This window comes from Pigmentiphaga kullae (assembly GCF_004216695.1).
GTDB lineage: Bacteria > Pseudomonadota > Gammaproteobacteria > Burkholderiales > Burkholderiaceae_B > Pigmentiphaga > Pigmentiphaga kullae.
On record NZ_SGXC01000002.1, the window covers coordinates 563,690 to 576,516 of the forward strand.

The following is a 12,827-nucleotide window of genomic DNA, read 5'->3' on the forward strand; positions in this document are numbered from 1 at the left end:
GTCAAAAATGTATTAATTTCTGCCAATGCACCGCATCGTGTTCGTCGTCTATCCGGGTTTCGAGATTCTTGACGTGTCGGGGCCGGGCGCCGTCTTCAGCGGCGCCAATCGCGCCTTGGGCGGCGCCGATCCCTTCTATGGAATCGAACTGGCGTCCGCACGGGGCGGGCCGGTGCCCAGCAGCAGCGGCATCGTGGTCGACACGCAGCGCATCGATGCGCTGCCTGCCCAGGCGGTCGGCACCTTGCTGGTCGTGGGGGCCGAGCGGGAACCGCTGCTGCGGGCGATGGCCGATCCGGCGTTGGGGCCGGGGCTCGCGCGGCTTGCCGGCGGGGCCGCGCGGTGGGGCTCGATCTGCTCCGGCGTCTTCATCCTGGCGGCGCTTGGCCTGGTCGATGGCCGCCGCGTCGCCACGCACTGGGATGCCTGCATGCCCTTGGCCAAGGCCTTTCCCAAGGTGGAGGTGGATGCCGATTCCCTGTATGTCGTGGACGGGAGCCTGTGGACGTCGGCCGGCGTGACGACCGGCATCGACATGAGCCTGGCGATGATCGCGGGCGACCTGGGCGCGACGATCGCCGGCGAAGTCGCGAAGCGGCTGGTGCTGTATGCGCGCCGCCCCGGATATCAATCCCAGTTCAGTCCCGTGCTCCAGGCGCAGGCCAGGGCCGACAGTCCCTTCGGCGATCTGATCGCCTGGATACAGGACCATCTGCAGGAGCCGCTGGACGTGCCGGCGCTGGCCGCCCGCGCGGGGCTGGCCGAGCGCACCTTCCATCGCAAGTTCGTCGCCGCGACGGGCGTGACGCCGGCCCGCTACGTCGAGACCGCGCGGCTGGATGCCGCCCGCATGCTGCTGTCCCGGGGGCTGTCGTTGAAGTCGGTAGCGGTGCAGGTGGGGCTGTTTCCGGCGGCGCGATTCGCCGACGCGTTCGAGCGCCGGTTCGGAATGTCTCCCCGATTGTTCCGGGATATGCATGCCGGGGGATGAGTCAGGTCTTCCTGGCTCGATGTCAAGGTGGACATTTCGTGGCCTGTCCACGTTTTTCAGGGAATGAGAGGGTCGCATACTGTCGCCTCGCTTGCGTCCCTGCGCTGACCTAATGGTTGTCGATTGACAACCATTAGGTTCGTCGCCATACTGGATCATCGTTGATGAATCGACCCACTCACCCCAAGAAGGATATCGAAGAATCGCTCAGGCATGCCGAACGCCTGGGCTGGCGTGTGGAAGCAGGTGGCAGCCATGCCTGGGGAAGGATTTATTGTCCCTACAACGATGTCACTTGCCGCTGTGGTGAGTTCTGCATAGCCACTGTGTGGAGCACACCCAGGAGTCCCGGAAATCATGCGCGCGCCTTGAGGCGAGTAGTGGACAACTGTATATCGCATCGCAGGCAGCATGAATCCGGCGGCGTCGAGGAATAGCACCATGGACTACATCTTTACCCTGAAGTACCAGCTTACCGACGAAAGCTGTGACCCAGGCGCCTTGGTCGAGCGCCTGGGCGAAGCGGGCTGTGACGATGCCTTGGTCGGTATCGGGCAGCCAGGGCGCCTGGCGCTGGAGTTCACTCGCGAGGCAGCAGACGCCGAGACAGCCGTGCACAGCGCGTTGGACGATGTGCGCCGTGCCGCGCCGTCGGCCAGGTTGATCGAGGTGGCCCCGGATTGGGTCGGGCTGACCGACGTGGCGAACATCGCGGGGGTGTCGCGACAGAATATGCGCAAGCTCATGCTGGCGCATCCGGGCAGTTTCCCGGCTCCCGTGCACGAGGGCAGCACATCGATCTGGCACTTGGCGGACGTCCTGGCGTGGCTGCAAGCCAGGGGCGGCTATTCGTTGCCTGGCGATGTGATGGAGGTGGCCCGGGTGGCATTGAAGATCAACGTGGCCAGGGAAGGCCGCCGATTGCCGCGCGCGGCATCCAAGGCCCTGGCCGCCCTGATCTAGATTTCCGCTGGCGGCTGCTCCTGCGCCGCCTTCCTGTCCATCAACAAGCTATGCAGCATCTCCGTCGACAACCCATGCAGCACCAGCCGATACCCCGCCCGCAGGGTCGACATCGGTACCAGCGGATGCTTGTTGTTGACCAGGATGAGATGCTCCGGCGCGCCCATCAGCCTGGCGGCGTAGATGCCGATGGTCTCGTCCAGCTGCAGCGAGTTGGCGGCACGCCAGAAGTCGTTGTCGGTCAGCATGAGCTGGTACAGCGGCGTGAACAGTTCGATCGCGCTTTGCAGGTCCAGGAAGTTCAGCCGCGTATGCGGCATGTCCTCCAGCCGCAGGCCCGGGTCGCGGATCATGGAGAAGTCCACGCGGGCCGGCGGGTGCATCTCGACGCCGGCATCGCGCAGGGCCTGGTTCAGGCGGATGACGAAGTTGAACAGGTTCAGGTCGTGCTTGACGAACAGGTCGTCCTTCAGGTCGTCGATGTTGCGCGGCTCCAGCGGCGTGGTGGTGATGGGTACCGGCGAGTTGGCCGCGATGAAGGCCAGGATCTGTGCCCCAAGATGAAAGTGCCGCAGGATCAGCCAGTTGGCCTCGGGCGAGACGAAGCGCGTCAGCCCCCACGCCAGCACGCGGTGTAGCAGCCGCGAATGCGACCACTTGCGCGGCAGGAATATCTTCAGCACTTGGATCAGGATGATGAAGCCGCGCGCGATGGGGCGCAGCAGGGGCAGCAGGTACTGGCGCGAATTGCTGCTGGAATCGGTCAGCCAGCTTTTCTTGACCTCGTCGGGCAGGGGCGTGCTGCGGTCCAGGTACAGGGCCAGCCAGGGATTGGGGTCGGCGGGGTCGTGCGCCTGGGCCAGGAAGTCGGGGGTTTTTCTTTTTCTCATCGGGCCTCGTCCTCCATGACGTGGTGGAATTGCATCAGGTACAGGGCCGCGGTGTGGCGGGCGGTGTCGACGATGCGTTGGGCGGCGCGGCCGGTGGGGTCGCAGTCCAGGGCCAGTTCGACGGCAGCCAGCCAGCGGGCCAGGTGGTTTTCGTCGTTGTGGCCGTGGTATTCGAGGAAGCGGTAGGTGTCCGGCGGCAGCGACAGGCTGGCCTTGAGCAGCGGCAGCAGGGCGGGGATGATGCGCTGGCCGGTGCCTTCGATGATGTAGATGGCGCCCAGCAGGCCGATCGGGTCGCGCGTGGCGGCCAGGCCGTGCAGGTAGGCGTTCAGGGCCTCTCCGCCGGGATTGCGGCGCAGGGCGTCTAGGTCGGCGATGGCTCCGCCGGCGTTCCGGTAGTCCTGGAACAGGATCCTGAAGTCGTTCTGTTCTTCGCCCGCATGGGTCTCGATCAGGGCCGCCAGGGGCTGGTAGTCCGGCCCCAGCGAGGCCACGCCCTCGCGCATCCATTTGCTGCCTTCGCGGACCTGGGGAATCCAGTTCTCCATCCAGTTCAGGTAGTCGGCGGCCTGGAAGCGGCGGGTGCGCAGCTTGTGCACGACGGGGGTGCGCCAGACGCGCGAGCGGTAGTCGTGCCAGATCGAGGCCAGTTCGGTCAGCAGCGGCCCCAGTTCCGGCGATGCAGTGGCCGGGTCGTGGGGCGGGGCGATGGGGTCGGCATCGGGTGTGTCAGCCACGCGCGCAATGGGCGGGGCGACGGCCGCGGCGGGCGAGGCATCGGCGGCCTCTACTTCCCACAGCATGTAGGCGGTGGTGAAACGTCCGGACTCGGGGATGTAGCAAAGGATCTGCTGGCCGGGTTCGACGGCGCGCGTCTCCAGGAATTCGGCCAGCATGATCAGGATGGATGCGGCGCCGGTATTGCCGCGCCAGGCCAGGTTGCTGTACCAGCGCTCGTGCGGGATCTCCAGGCCGGCTTTCTCCAGCAGGTCCTTGACCACGGGGATGAATTTCTCGGACGAGTAGTGGCACAGGAAGTGGTCGATCCGATCGGACCGGACCCAGCCGTCCTGCGCGAGCCGGGCGTATTCGTGGATGCCGATGTCGAACAGGTGGGGCAGCAGGCGGATGTCCTGGCGCAGCGCCAGCGCGCCGTCGGCCTCCGCCTCGGTCCACGAGGGGTAGTCCAGGTGCACGCGTCCGCGGTCCGCCGACAGGCCCAGTTGCATGCATACCGGATAGTCGCCAGAGAACGAGCGCTGGTGCACCCATTTCAGTTTCAGTCGCACGCCGCGCGAGGCGCCGGGCAGCGCCGATCCCGCGTTGCCCAGCAGTAGCGCGCCGGCGCCGTCCGACAGCATCCAGCGCAGGAAGTGGGAATCGAAGTCGGCGTCGTAGCCGCGGGCGGTGAAGCGCGACCGCTTGAACAGCCGCGAGGGCAGTTCGCTGGCCACGGCCAGGGCGCGGTCGTGGCCGCCCATTTGCACGGCTTGGGCGGCGGCCTGGATGGCCGAGACGCCGGCGGCGCAGATGCCGTGCACCGACAGCGTTTCCATGGGGTGGGCGGCCAGTTCGCCCTGGATCATGTTGGCGAAGCCGGGCATCAGGGCATCGCCGCCCGAACTGCCGCTGGCCAGCAGCGACACGTCGGCCAGCCGGGCGTCGGCGCGCCGCAGGCAGTCCTGGATGGCATGGACGGCCATCCTGGCGTTGCTGTAGACGGTGGCGCCTTCGCGGTCGATGGCGTAGTAGCGCTGCTTGATGCCGTTTTCGGCCAGGATGCGCTGCTTGATGCGTCCGGAGATGCGGTTCAAGGGCGCGATGTAGCGGTCCAGTTCGTCGTTGGACACCGGCTGGCCGGGCATGAAGTAGCCGGCGCTTTGCAGGTAGACGCGATCGAAGGCGATGGGCATGGGATTCTCCTGAAGGGCGCGGCGGCCTAGCGTGGCGTGGTCCGCGTCATCAGGGGCCGCGAGCGAAAGCGCGCGCTGAAGGTGCCCAGGATGAAGACGCGGAACATGTAGGGCGCGAGGCCGCGCTCGTTCAGCGTGGCCGGTACGCGGTGCCGGTAGCGCCGGTGGTGCAGGCGGGTCAGTTCGGACCAGTGGGCGCGCGAATGTTCGTGGTGGGCGGTGTGCAGGCCGATGTTGAACAGCAGCGGGTTGACCAGTCCTTCGAAATTGCGGGCATAGCCCAGCGTGCGGCCACGCGCGGGGCCGCCGTCGGCATGCGCGTGTTGCAGGTAGTTGGTCGCCAGCAGCCAGTGCAGGCCATGCAATTGCGGCACGATCACGAACACCAGGGCCTTGACCGGGTTCAGCGCCAGGAGCCCGGCCCACAGGCCCAGCCAGGCGGCGTACTGGGCCATGCAGTAGCGCCAGGCGCCGGGCCGGTGCCGGTACAGTCGGCATAGCCAGCGGAGGAAAGCGGGGTAGAGCACCCACACCGCCTGTACAGGGTGTGCCAGATAGCCCCACAGGTGATTGGTGTCGCCGCCGAAGCGATAAGTGCGCGCGATGTCCTGCGGACCATGCCGGTGGCGATGATGGTTGGCCACGTGCGCGGGGTAGAACACGAAGGTCGGGTGTCCCTGCAATAGCGTGATCCAGAAATCGGTGGCGCGGTTGGCCCGGCGGCCACGCCACATCCGCACGTGGGTGTGGTTGTGGTGGATGACGCCTATGCCCAGGGTCAGGAACAGCATCAGCGCGTAGAGCGGCAGCGAAAATCCGTGGCGCCATTGCCAGGCGGCCAGTGCCGGCAGGGCGGCCAGATACAGCAGGCTCTGCCAGTCGCGGCGGTTGCGCAGGGTGGGCAGCAGGGGGCGTCCGCTATTCATGGCCGGCCGCGGTCCTGCGTTCATGGGCCTTCAACACGAGCGCCGCCGCGTCGGCCTGCAGCCGGGTGCGGAACAGGCGGTCCATGAAGGTGAACTGGAACCCGTAGTTCCCGTTGAAGCAGGCATGGTGCAGATGGTGCCGGCGGCTGGCGGCGAACCAGTGGGCGTAGGACACCCGGGGGAAAAAGTCGTAGTTGGCGTGGCCGATGCAGTTGAAGAACAGGCTGAACAACGGCACCGAGGCCAGCGACCAGAAGCTGAAGTCGTGCACCACCATGGGCAGCAGGATCACGTTGCCCAGCATCAGCGCCTCGACTGGATGGAAGCTGTAGGTCGAGAACGGCGTGGTGACGATGGAGCGGTGGTGGGGCAGGTGGAAACGGCGCAGCAGCTTCGTGTGCAGCAGGCGGTGGTTGATCCAGAAGTGCACGTCGTTCCAGGCTACCAGGGCCAGGATTTCCAGGGCGATCTTCCCGCCGCTGGCGGCGGGATCCAGTCGGGCCCAGCCGAGTTGCAGCAGGCCCCACGGAAAGATCATGCCCGTGCCGAACAGCAGGATGGACATGCCCGACTGCAGCAACTCGCGGCGCAACTGGCCCGGCGCGAGCGGGCGGGGGTCCAGCGGGCGCCCCAGGCCCAGTGCGGGCAAGAGGCGGCGGGTAAGCAGCCAGGTCGCGGCGCCGAACAGCAGGTAGATACCACCGAAGAACAGCAGGCCTGCCAGCATGACCTGCGATGCCGAGAGCTCCTGGAAGGCTTGGCCCATGGATTGTTGTCGTTGTGATGCCGGGAACGGCCCCTATGATAAGCAATCCGCCAGGATGGCCGCGGTGCCTGGACGGGATGTCGATTGCACTCTCCGGACGAATTCATTACAAAATGTTTGCGCCGATGGCGGCCAGGCACGGTGCTTCATGCCTATGCGGCGATCACCAGTTCGAGTATGTCGTCCCCCGCTTCGTCCTGCGTCCCTGTCGGCGCCCATCCCAGGTGCCGGTAGAAGCCGTGGGAGCGAACGCCCGGATCGCTGGCGCACGCCAGGAACAGGCGTTCGAATCCCCGGCGCCTGAAGTCCTGGACGACCAGCCCGAGCAGGGTCTTGCCGATTCCCCGGCCCTCGTGGCCGGGCAGCAGGGCCAGGACGACGATCTCGCCGGTGTCCCGGTCGCCGAAGCAGTAGCCGATCATCCGGCCGTCCATGCAGGCCACGTAGCCGGGACAACTGCCGTCCCGGATGCCCGCGCTCCAGGTCGCGGCGGTAATGCCCAGCGCGCGCAGTTCCTCTTCGGAGAACGCATTCTCCCGGGTCTGCCCGCGGATCCTGATGCAGGAAGGAGCGTCGTCCGGTAGAGCGGGGCGAAAACTCAGTTGGGGCATGTGTTTGTGTTCCGGATGCCAGGCGGTGCGCCAAGCCTTGATTTCAGCGGTATATATTAAAATCCCATGACCTGCCGCGCGCCCTCGCGCCGTGAATATTTCAGCGAGCGGCATCTTCCAGGCAACACAAGGAGCATCCAGGCTCTAGTCGCATACCGGTCAAGTGGAGCATCCCCCATGTCAGCTTCCCCTGAAGAACACCGCGCCCTACCCAGGGCACAGCGGATCCGGCTCCGCCGGTCCGCCAGTGCCGCCCTGTGGGCCCGGCGCCGGGCCGCCCCAAGGCGGGCCCACGCCCCCCTGGGGGGCTGCCGCGGAGCGGCTGGGGGCTCAACATGCGAGGCGCGCGTCAGCGCGTAGGGGGGGCCTCCATGTCCGCCGCGATCAGGATCCTGCAGGGCAAGTTCGGGCGCGTCGCGCTGCTCGACATGAACATGCTTCTGGTGTCGCATGCGCATCACCATTGCCACGTCCTGATCAAGGCCTTCGGCGCGGATACGTATTTCTCGGTGCGCGGGCAGCCGCAGCCGCTGACGGACGACAGCGCCGTGCTGATCAACGCCTGGGAGCCCCATTCGTACAGCCATAACGGCGCCGAGGTGCAGCGCACGGTGATCCTGGCGCTGTACATCGAACCCGGTTGGTTGGCCGGCATCCAGCAGGCGCTGACGGTCAGCGCGCATCCCCATTTCTTCCAGCAGCCTTGCGTCGCCCTGTCGCCGGCGGCGCGCAAGCTGGCCGATGCGCTGGCCCGGGACATGCTGCTGATGGCGGAGCTGCCGGCCACCCAGCTGGAAGAGCGTCTTTTCCAGTTGATGATCGCCACCATCGAGCATCATTCGGAATGGCGCAGCTATCAGTCGCTGCTGGGCACCCTGCGGCAGCATCACGGCGACGTGCGCATCCGCAAGGCCATCAGCCGCATGCGCGAGAACATCGGGCAGCCGGTGGACATGGACGTGCTGGCGGCCGAATGCGGCCTGTCGCGGGCGCATTTCTTCGAGCTGTTCCGCAAGACGACCAAGCTGACGCCGCGCGTGTACGCCAACGTGCTGCGCATGGAAGCGGCCATCGCCGCGCTGACCGCGGGCGAGACGCCGGTGGCCGACCTGGCCTACGACATGGGCTTTTCCGCGCCCGGCCACTTCACCCGCTTCTTCCGCGAACATCTGGGCACCACGCCCACCGAGTACCGCCGGGTGGTGGATCTGCTCGAGCCCGCCAAGAACGGGCACTGACGGCCGGCCCCATGGGCCGTTCTCCCGTCGGAAAACCGAAAAAATCAGACTCTATGGTAAGTGACCCGATGCGGCGGTAACGGCCGCGGGCAGGGTGCCGCTTATCTTTCTCCCCGCGCAGATCGCCTGTAGGCGGCATGCAGGAAACAGGAGGAAGAGACATGGAGTGCTTGCATGAGTGACGCGAGCGTTCTGCCCGCGGCCGATGCGCCCTTCGTCGGGCGCCGGCAGGAGCGGGTCGAGGACACGGCGCTGCTGTCCGGGCGCGGCGCCTATGGCGACGATCTGCCGGTCAAGCCGGGCACGCTGCACGCCGCCATCCTGAGGTCGCCCCATGCCCACGCGCAGGTGCTGCGCATCGATACGGATGCCGCCGAGGCCCATCCGGGCGTCAGGGCGGTGCTGATGGGCACGGACGTGAAGCGCTGGTCGCAGCCTTTCGTCGTGGGCGTGAAGTCCCCCATGGAGCATTGGTCGCTGGCCCAGGACCGGGTGCGCTACGTGGGCGAGCCGGTCGCCGTCGTGGTGGCCGAGGACCGCTATGTCGCCGAGGACGCGCTGGAGCTGATCCGCGTCGACTACGAGGTGCTGCCGGTAGCCGTGGAAATCGAGGCGGCCATTGCCGAGGATGCGCCGGTGCTGCATCCGGCGGTGGGCAGCAACGTCGTCAGCGACCGCAGCTTCAGTTATGGCGAACCGGACGCCGCCTTCGCCGCGGCCGAACACCGCGTCGAACTGACCGTCCACTACCCGCGCAACTCCTGCACGCCCATCGAAGGGGCGGTGGTGATCGCCGAACATCTGGCGGGCGACGACGGCTACGAGGTCAGCTCCAATTTCATGGGGCCGTTCTCGCTGCATTCGGTCATGGCGCTGGCGCTGAAGATCCCCGGAACGCGTCTGCGCCACAAGCTGCCGCGCGACTCGGGCGGCAGCTTCGGCGTGAAGCAGAGCGTGTTTCCGTACGTGGTGCTGATGTGCCTGGCGTCCCGCAAGGCGGGCGCGCCCGTGAAGTGGGTGGAGGACCGCCTGGAGCACCTGGTGGCCGCGACCTCGGCGACGTCTCGCCTGTGCACGATCGAGGCGGCCGTGGACGGCGAGGGGCGGATCAGCGCGCTGTCCTACGACCAGTTCGATGACGTGGGCGGCTACCTGCGAGCCCCCGAGCCGGCCACGTTCTATCGCATGCACGGCTGCCTGACGGGCGCCTATGCGATTCCCAACCTGAAGGTGCGCAACCGCGTGGTGCTGACCAATCGCACGCCCGCCGGGCTGGTGCGCGGCTTCGGCGGCCCTCAGGTGTATTTCGCGCTGGAACGCCTGGTGCAGCGCATCGCGCAGCAACTGGGCATCGATCCGCTGGTGGTGTACCGGCGCAATTTCGTGCAGCCCGGGGCGTTTCCCTACCGCGCGGCGGCCGGCGCCTTGCTGGACTCCGGCAACTATCCGCTGGCGATCGAGATGGCCGGGCGCGAAGGCGGGCTGGACGAACTGCTGCAACGGCGCGACGCCGCCAGGGCAGAGGGCAGGTTGTACGGCATCGGCTATGCCGCGATCGTGGAGCCTTCCATCTCCAACATGGGCTACATCAGCACGGTCATGACGGCGGAGCAGCGCGCCAAGGCCGGCCCCAAGAACGGCGCCACCGCCAGCGCCACCGTCGGCATCGACCCGCTGGGCGGGGTGACGGTGGTGGTGGCTTCCTCGCCGGCGGGGCAGGGGCACATGACGGTGTGCGCGCAGGTCGTCGCGGACGTGTTCGGCCTGGTGCCGCAGCAGGTGACCGTGAACGTGGACTTCGACACGCAGAAGGATGCCTGGTCGGTCGCCGCGGGCAATTACTCCAGCCGCTTCGCCGGCGCGGTGGCGGGCACGGTGCATCTGGCGGCCAGCCGGCTGCGCGACAAGGTGGCGCGCATCGTCGCTCATCAACTGGCGTGCGATCCGGCCGATGTGGTGTTCGCCGGTGGCAAGGTGGGCCTGCCGGACGTGCCGGGCAAGATGCTGGCGTTCGCGCGCGCGGCCAGCAGCGCGCACTGGGCGCCGGGACAGTTGCCGGAGGGCGAATCGCCGGGGCTGCGGGTGACCGAGTTCTGGACGCCGCCCCAGTTGACCGCGCCGGACGAGCAGGACCGTGTCAATACTTCCGCGGCCTACGGATTCGCCTTCGACATCTGCGCGGTCGAGATCGACCGCGACACCGGACGCGTGCGCATCGATCGCTACGTCACCACGCACGACGCGGGCAAGCTGCTCAACCCCGCGCTGGCGGACGGCCAGATCCGTGGGGCCTTCGCCCAGGGGCTGGGTGCCGCGCTGATGGAGGAGTTCCGTTACGCCGGAGACGGCAGCTTCCAGTCCGGTACCTTCGCCGATTATCTGGTGCCGACCACCTGCGAGGTGCCGGACCCCGTCATCGTGCACCTGGAAACGCCGTCGCCGTTCACCCCGCTGGGGGCCAAGGGGCTGGGCGAGGGCAACAACATGAGCACGCCGGTGTGCGTGGCCAATGCCGTCGCCGATGCCCTGGCGCCGATCCGGGGCGCCTGCGACGTCCGGCTGCCGCTGACGCCGCTCAAGGTCATGGAGCTGATCGGGTTCGACGATCCGCCGCCCAGCGGCGGCGCGCGCGCGGCCTCGGCGCCGTCCGCGAGTCCCGCCGCGCCGGGAAGCGGCTCGGGCAAGGCCCTGTCCGCCACCGGCAGCGTGCAGATCGCCGCGACGCCCGAGGTCGTCTTCAACGTGCTGCTCGATCCGCAGGCCCTGGCCAAGGTAGTGCCGGGCTGCCATTCGCTGGAGGCAATCGGCGAGAACCGCTATCGCGCCGACGTGACGGTGGGCGTGGGCATGATCAAGGCCCGCTACGCGGCCGAGATCGCGCTGTCGGAACTCGATCCGCCGCATTCCCTGCGCCTGGCCGGTTCGGGCAGCTCGTCGCTGGGCGCGGCGCGCGGCAGCGGCAAGGTGCGGCTCGAGCCCAACGAAGGCGGCACGCGCCTCGTCTACGACTACAGCGCCGAGGTCAGCGGCAAGGTGGCCGCCGTGGGCAGCCGGATGCTGGAGGGAGCGGCCAAGATCGTCCTGGCGCAATTGTTTGAACAACTGGGCCGGCAGGCCAGCGGGCAGCCGGCCCGGGCCGGATCGCGCGGCTGGTGGCGCAAGCTGCTGGCGCTGTTCGGATGGAGGGGGGCGGCATGAAGCCGGCGGCTTTCGATTACGTGCGCCTGGAGGACGAGGCGCAGGCCTGCGACCTGCTGGCGCGGCATGGCGACGAAGCCCGCATCCTGGCGGGCGGGCAATCGCTGATCACGGTGCTGAACATGCGCCTGGCGCAGCCGTCGGTGCTGCTGGACGTCTCGCGCTGCAAGGCGCTGGACTACGTGAAGGTGACGGATCGCATGCTGGAAGTGGGGGCCGCGGCCACCCAGGCCAGCGTGGAATGGCGGCCGGACCTGGCCGGCGAGGTGCCGCTGCTGGCCTGTGCCTTTCCCTATATCTCGCATTTCCAGGTGCGCAACCGGGGCACCGTGTGCGGCTCGGTCGCGCACGCCGATCCCAGCGCGGAACTGCCGCTGTGCCTGGCGCTGCTGGGGGGGGAAGTGGTGCTGTCCTCCAGGCGCGGCCGCCGGACCCTGGCTGCCCGGGATTTCTTCCAGGGCATGCTCACGACGGCCCGCGCCGGCGACGAACTGATCGCCTGCGTGCGCTATCCGCTGGGCGTCGCGGGCACGGGCTACGCGTTCGAGGAGTTCTCGCTGCGCCACGGCGATTTCGCCATCGCCGCCTGCGCGGCCGCCGTCAGCAGGGACGCCATCCGCCTGGGCGTGGGCGGTGTGGCGGACCGTCCGACCGTCGTGCAATGGCCGCGCCTGCCGAAGCCGGAGCTGGAAACCGCCATCAACGATTTCGCCTGGACGCTGGGCGCGCAGGACGATGCGCACGCCAGCGCCGCCTACCGCCGGAGGCTGGTGCGGCAACTGGCGGCCCGGGCCATCGCGACCGCCGCGTCGCGGGCGCAAGGAGACACGCCATGAGCATGGAAAAGACCCATCGCATCCGCTGCACGCTGAACGGCCGGCAGCGCGAGGGCACGGCCGAGAGCCGCATGTTGTTGTCGGATTTCCTGCGGCACGAACTGGGCGCCACCGGCACCCACGTGGGGTGCGAGCACGGCGTGTGCGGCGCCTGCACGGTGCGCATCGACGGCGTGGCGGGCCGCTCGTGCCTGACGCTGGCCGTCCAGGCGGACGGCTGCGAGGTGGACACGGTCGAAGGCCTGGCGCGCGACGGCGAGCTGAGCGACCTGCAACAGGCTTTCCGCCGGCACCACGCGCTGCAATGCGGTTTCTGCACCGCGGGCATCCTGATGTCGTGCGACGACTTCCTGGAGCGCGTGCCGGATCCGACCGAGCAGCAGGTGCGGGACATGCTTTCGGGCCACCTGTGCCGATGCACCGGCTACACGCCCATCGTGCAGGCCGTCCTGGACGTGGCCGCTGCGCGCAACAAGAACACATAGGAGGCATCTG

At 67.9% G+C, this 12,827-nt stretch carries 12 protein-coding genes; 7 read left to right on the forward strand and 5 right to left on the reverse strand.

All coding sequences use genetic code 11. From position 1 onward, the window contains the following. Positions 1 to 25: 25 nt before the first annotated feature. The 3 genes from EV675_RS17010 (at position 26) to EV675_RS17020 (ending at position 1,954) form a co-directional block, all read left to right on the forward strand. The gene (locus EV675_RS17010; RefSeq protein WP_130358411.1) at positions 26 to 991 is read left to right on the forward strand and encodes a GlxA family transcriptional regulator; all 966 of its coding nucleotides are present in this window, start codon (positions 26 to 28) and stop codon (positions 989 to 991) included. A gap of 164 nt (positions 992 to 1,155) precedes the next feature. Continuing rightward, entirely contained in the window at positions 1,156 to 1,428 is a 273-nt protein-coding gene (locus tag EV675_RS30045; RefSeq protein WP_130358412.1) for a hypothetical protein, read from the forward strand. Between the two features lie 4 nt (positions 1,429 to 1,432). Next, the gene (locus tag EV675_RS17020; RefSeq protein WP_130358413.1) at positions 1,433 to 1,954 is read left to right on the forward strand and encodes a helix-turn-helix transcriptional regulator; all 522 of its coding nucleotides are present in this window, start codon (positions 1,433 to 1,435) and stop codon (positions 1,952 to 1,954) included. On the opposite strand, the gene EV675_RS17025 is transcribed toward EV675_RS17020, so the two are convergent. From EV675_RS17025 to EV675_RS17045, 5 genes are all read right to left on the reverse strand, one after another. Beyond that, positions 1,951 to 2,844 (reverse strand): DUF6999 family protein, encoded by an 894-nt coding sequence (locus EV675_RS17025; protein WP_130358414.1) that lies wholly within the window; start codon positions 2,842 to 2,844, stop codon positions 1,951 to 1,953. The two genes, EV675_RS17020 and EV675_RS17025, sit on opposite strands and share 4 nt — an antisense overlap. Further along, on the reverse strand, positions 2,841 to 4,757 hold the full coding sequence (locus tag EV675_RS17030) for an iron-containing redox enzyme family protein (protein ID WP_130358415.1): 1,917 nt from the start codon (positions 4,755 to 4,757) through the stop codon (positions 2,841 to 2,843). Before EV675_RS17030 ends, EV675_RS17025 begins: the two co-directional genes overlap by 4 nt. 26 nt (positions 4,758 to 4,783) lie before the next feature. Next, entirely contained in the window at positions 4,784 to 5,683 is a 900-nt protein-coding gene (locus EV675_RS17035; protein ID WP_130358416.1) for a fatty acid desaturase, read from the reverse strand. Further along, positions 5,676 to 6,449 carry a sterol desaturase family protein gene (locus EV675_RS17040; protein WP_130358417.1) on the reverse strand — a complete coding sequence of 258 codons (774 nt, stop codon included), beginning with the start codon at positions 6,447 to 6,449 and terminating at the stop codon, positions 5,676 to 5,678. The genes EV675_RS17035 and EV675_RS17040 overlap by 8 nt, the downstream gene beginning before the upstream one ends. 152 nt (positions 6,450 to 6,601) lie before the next feature. Continuing rightward, a complete protein-coding gene (locus tag EV675_RS17045) occupies positions 6,602 to 7,060 on the reverse strand; it encodes a GNAT family N-acetyltransferase (protein WP_130358418.1) in 459 nt (152 codons plus the stop codon). 371 nt (positions 7,061 to 7,431) lie between these two features. Here EV675_RS17045 and EV675_RS17050 point away from each other — a divergent pair, with 371 nt between their 5' ends. From EV675_RS17050 to EV675_RS17065, 4 genes are all read left to right on the forward strand, one after another. After that, positions 7,432 to 8,298 carry an AraC family transcriptional regulator gene (locus tag EV675_RS17050; RefSeq protein ID WP_130358419.1) on the forward strand — a complete coding sequence of 289 codons (867 nt, stop codon included), beginning with the start codon at positions 7,432 to 7,434 and terminating at the stop codon, positions 8,296 to 8,298. 174 nt (positions 8,299 to 8,472) lie between these two features. Beyond that, positions 8,473 to 11,496: a xanthine dehydrogenase family protein molybdopterin-binding subunit gene (locus EV675_RS17055; RefSeq protein ID WP_130358420.1), complete on the forward strand. Its 3,024-nt coding sequence runs from the start codon at positions 8,473 to 8,475 to the stop codon at positions 11,494 to 11,496. Next, positions 11,493 to 12,332, forward strand: coding sequence for an FAD binding domain-containing protein (locus EV675_RS17060; RefSeq protein WP_130358421.1), 840 nt, complete (start codon positions 11,493 to 11,495; stop codon positions 12,330 to 12,332). The genes EV675_RS17055 and EV675_RS17060 overlap by 4 nt, the downstream gene beginning before the upstream one ends. Then, entirely contained in the window at positions 12,329 to 12,817 is a 489-nt protein-coding gene (locus EV675_RS17065; RefSeq protein WP_130358422.1) for a (2Fe-2S)-binding protein, read from the forward strand. Before EV675_RS17060 ends, EV675_RS17065 begins: the two co-directional genes overlap by 4 nt. Positions 12,818 to 12,827: the final 10 nt, after the last annotated feature.

Bases quoted from the DNA above. Each gene is read 5' to 3' on its own strand.
- EV675_RS17010 (WP_130358411.1), top strand. From the start codon at position 26: ATGCACCGCATCGTGTTCGTCGTCTATCCGGGTTTCGAGATTCTTGAC.
- EV675_RS30045 (WP_130358412.1), top strand. From the start codon at position 1,156: ATGAATCGACCCACTCACCCCAAGAAGGATATCGAAGAATCGCTCAGG.
- EV675_RS17020 (WP_130358413.1), top strand. From the start codon at position 1,433: ATGGACTACATCTTTACCCTGAAGTACCAGCTTACCGACGAAAGCTGT.
- EV675_RS17025 (WP_130358414.1), bottom strand. From the start codon at position 2,844: ATGAGAAAAAGAAAAACCCCCGACTTCCTGGCCCAGGCGCACGACCCC.
- EV675_RS17030 (WP_130358415.1), bottom strand. From the start codon at position 4,757: ATGCCCATCGCCTTCGATCGCGTCTACCTGCAAAGCGCCGGCTACTTC.
- EV675_RS17035 (WP_130358416.1), bottom strand. From the start codon at position 5,683: ATGAATAGCGGACGCCCCCTGCTGCCCACCCTGCGCAACCGCCGCGAC.
- EV675_RS17040 (WP_130358417.1), bottom strand. From the start codon at position 6,449: ATGGGCCAAGCCTTCCAGGAGCTCTCGGCATCGCAGGTCATGCTGGCA.
- EV675_RS17045 (WP_130358418.1), bottom strand. From the start codon at position 7,060: ATGCCCCAACTGAGTTTTCGCCCCGCTCTACCGGACGACGCTCCTTCC.
- EV675_RS17050 (WP_130358419.1), top strand. From the start codon at position 7,432: ATGTCCGCCGCGATCAGGATCCTGCAGGGCAAGTTCGGGCGCGTCGCG.
- EV675_RS17055 (WP_130358420.1), top strand. From the start codon at position 8,473: ATGAGTGACGCGAGCGTTCTGCCCGCGGCCGATGCGCCCTTCGTCGGG.
- EV675_RS17060 (WP_130358421.1), top strand. From the start codon at position 11,493: ATGAAGCCGGCGGCTTTCGATTACGTGCGCCTGGAGGACGAGGCGCAG.
- EV675_RS17065 (WP_130358422.1), top strand. From the start codon at position 12,329: ATGAGCATGGAAAAGACCCATCGCATCCGCTGCACGCTGAACGGCCGG.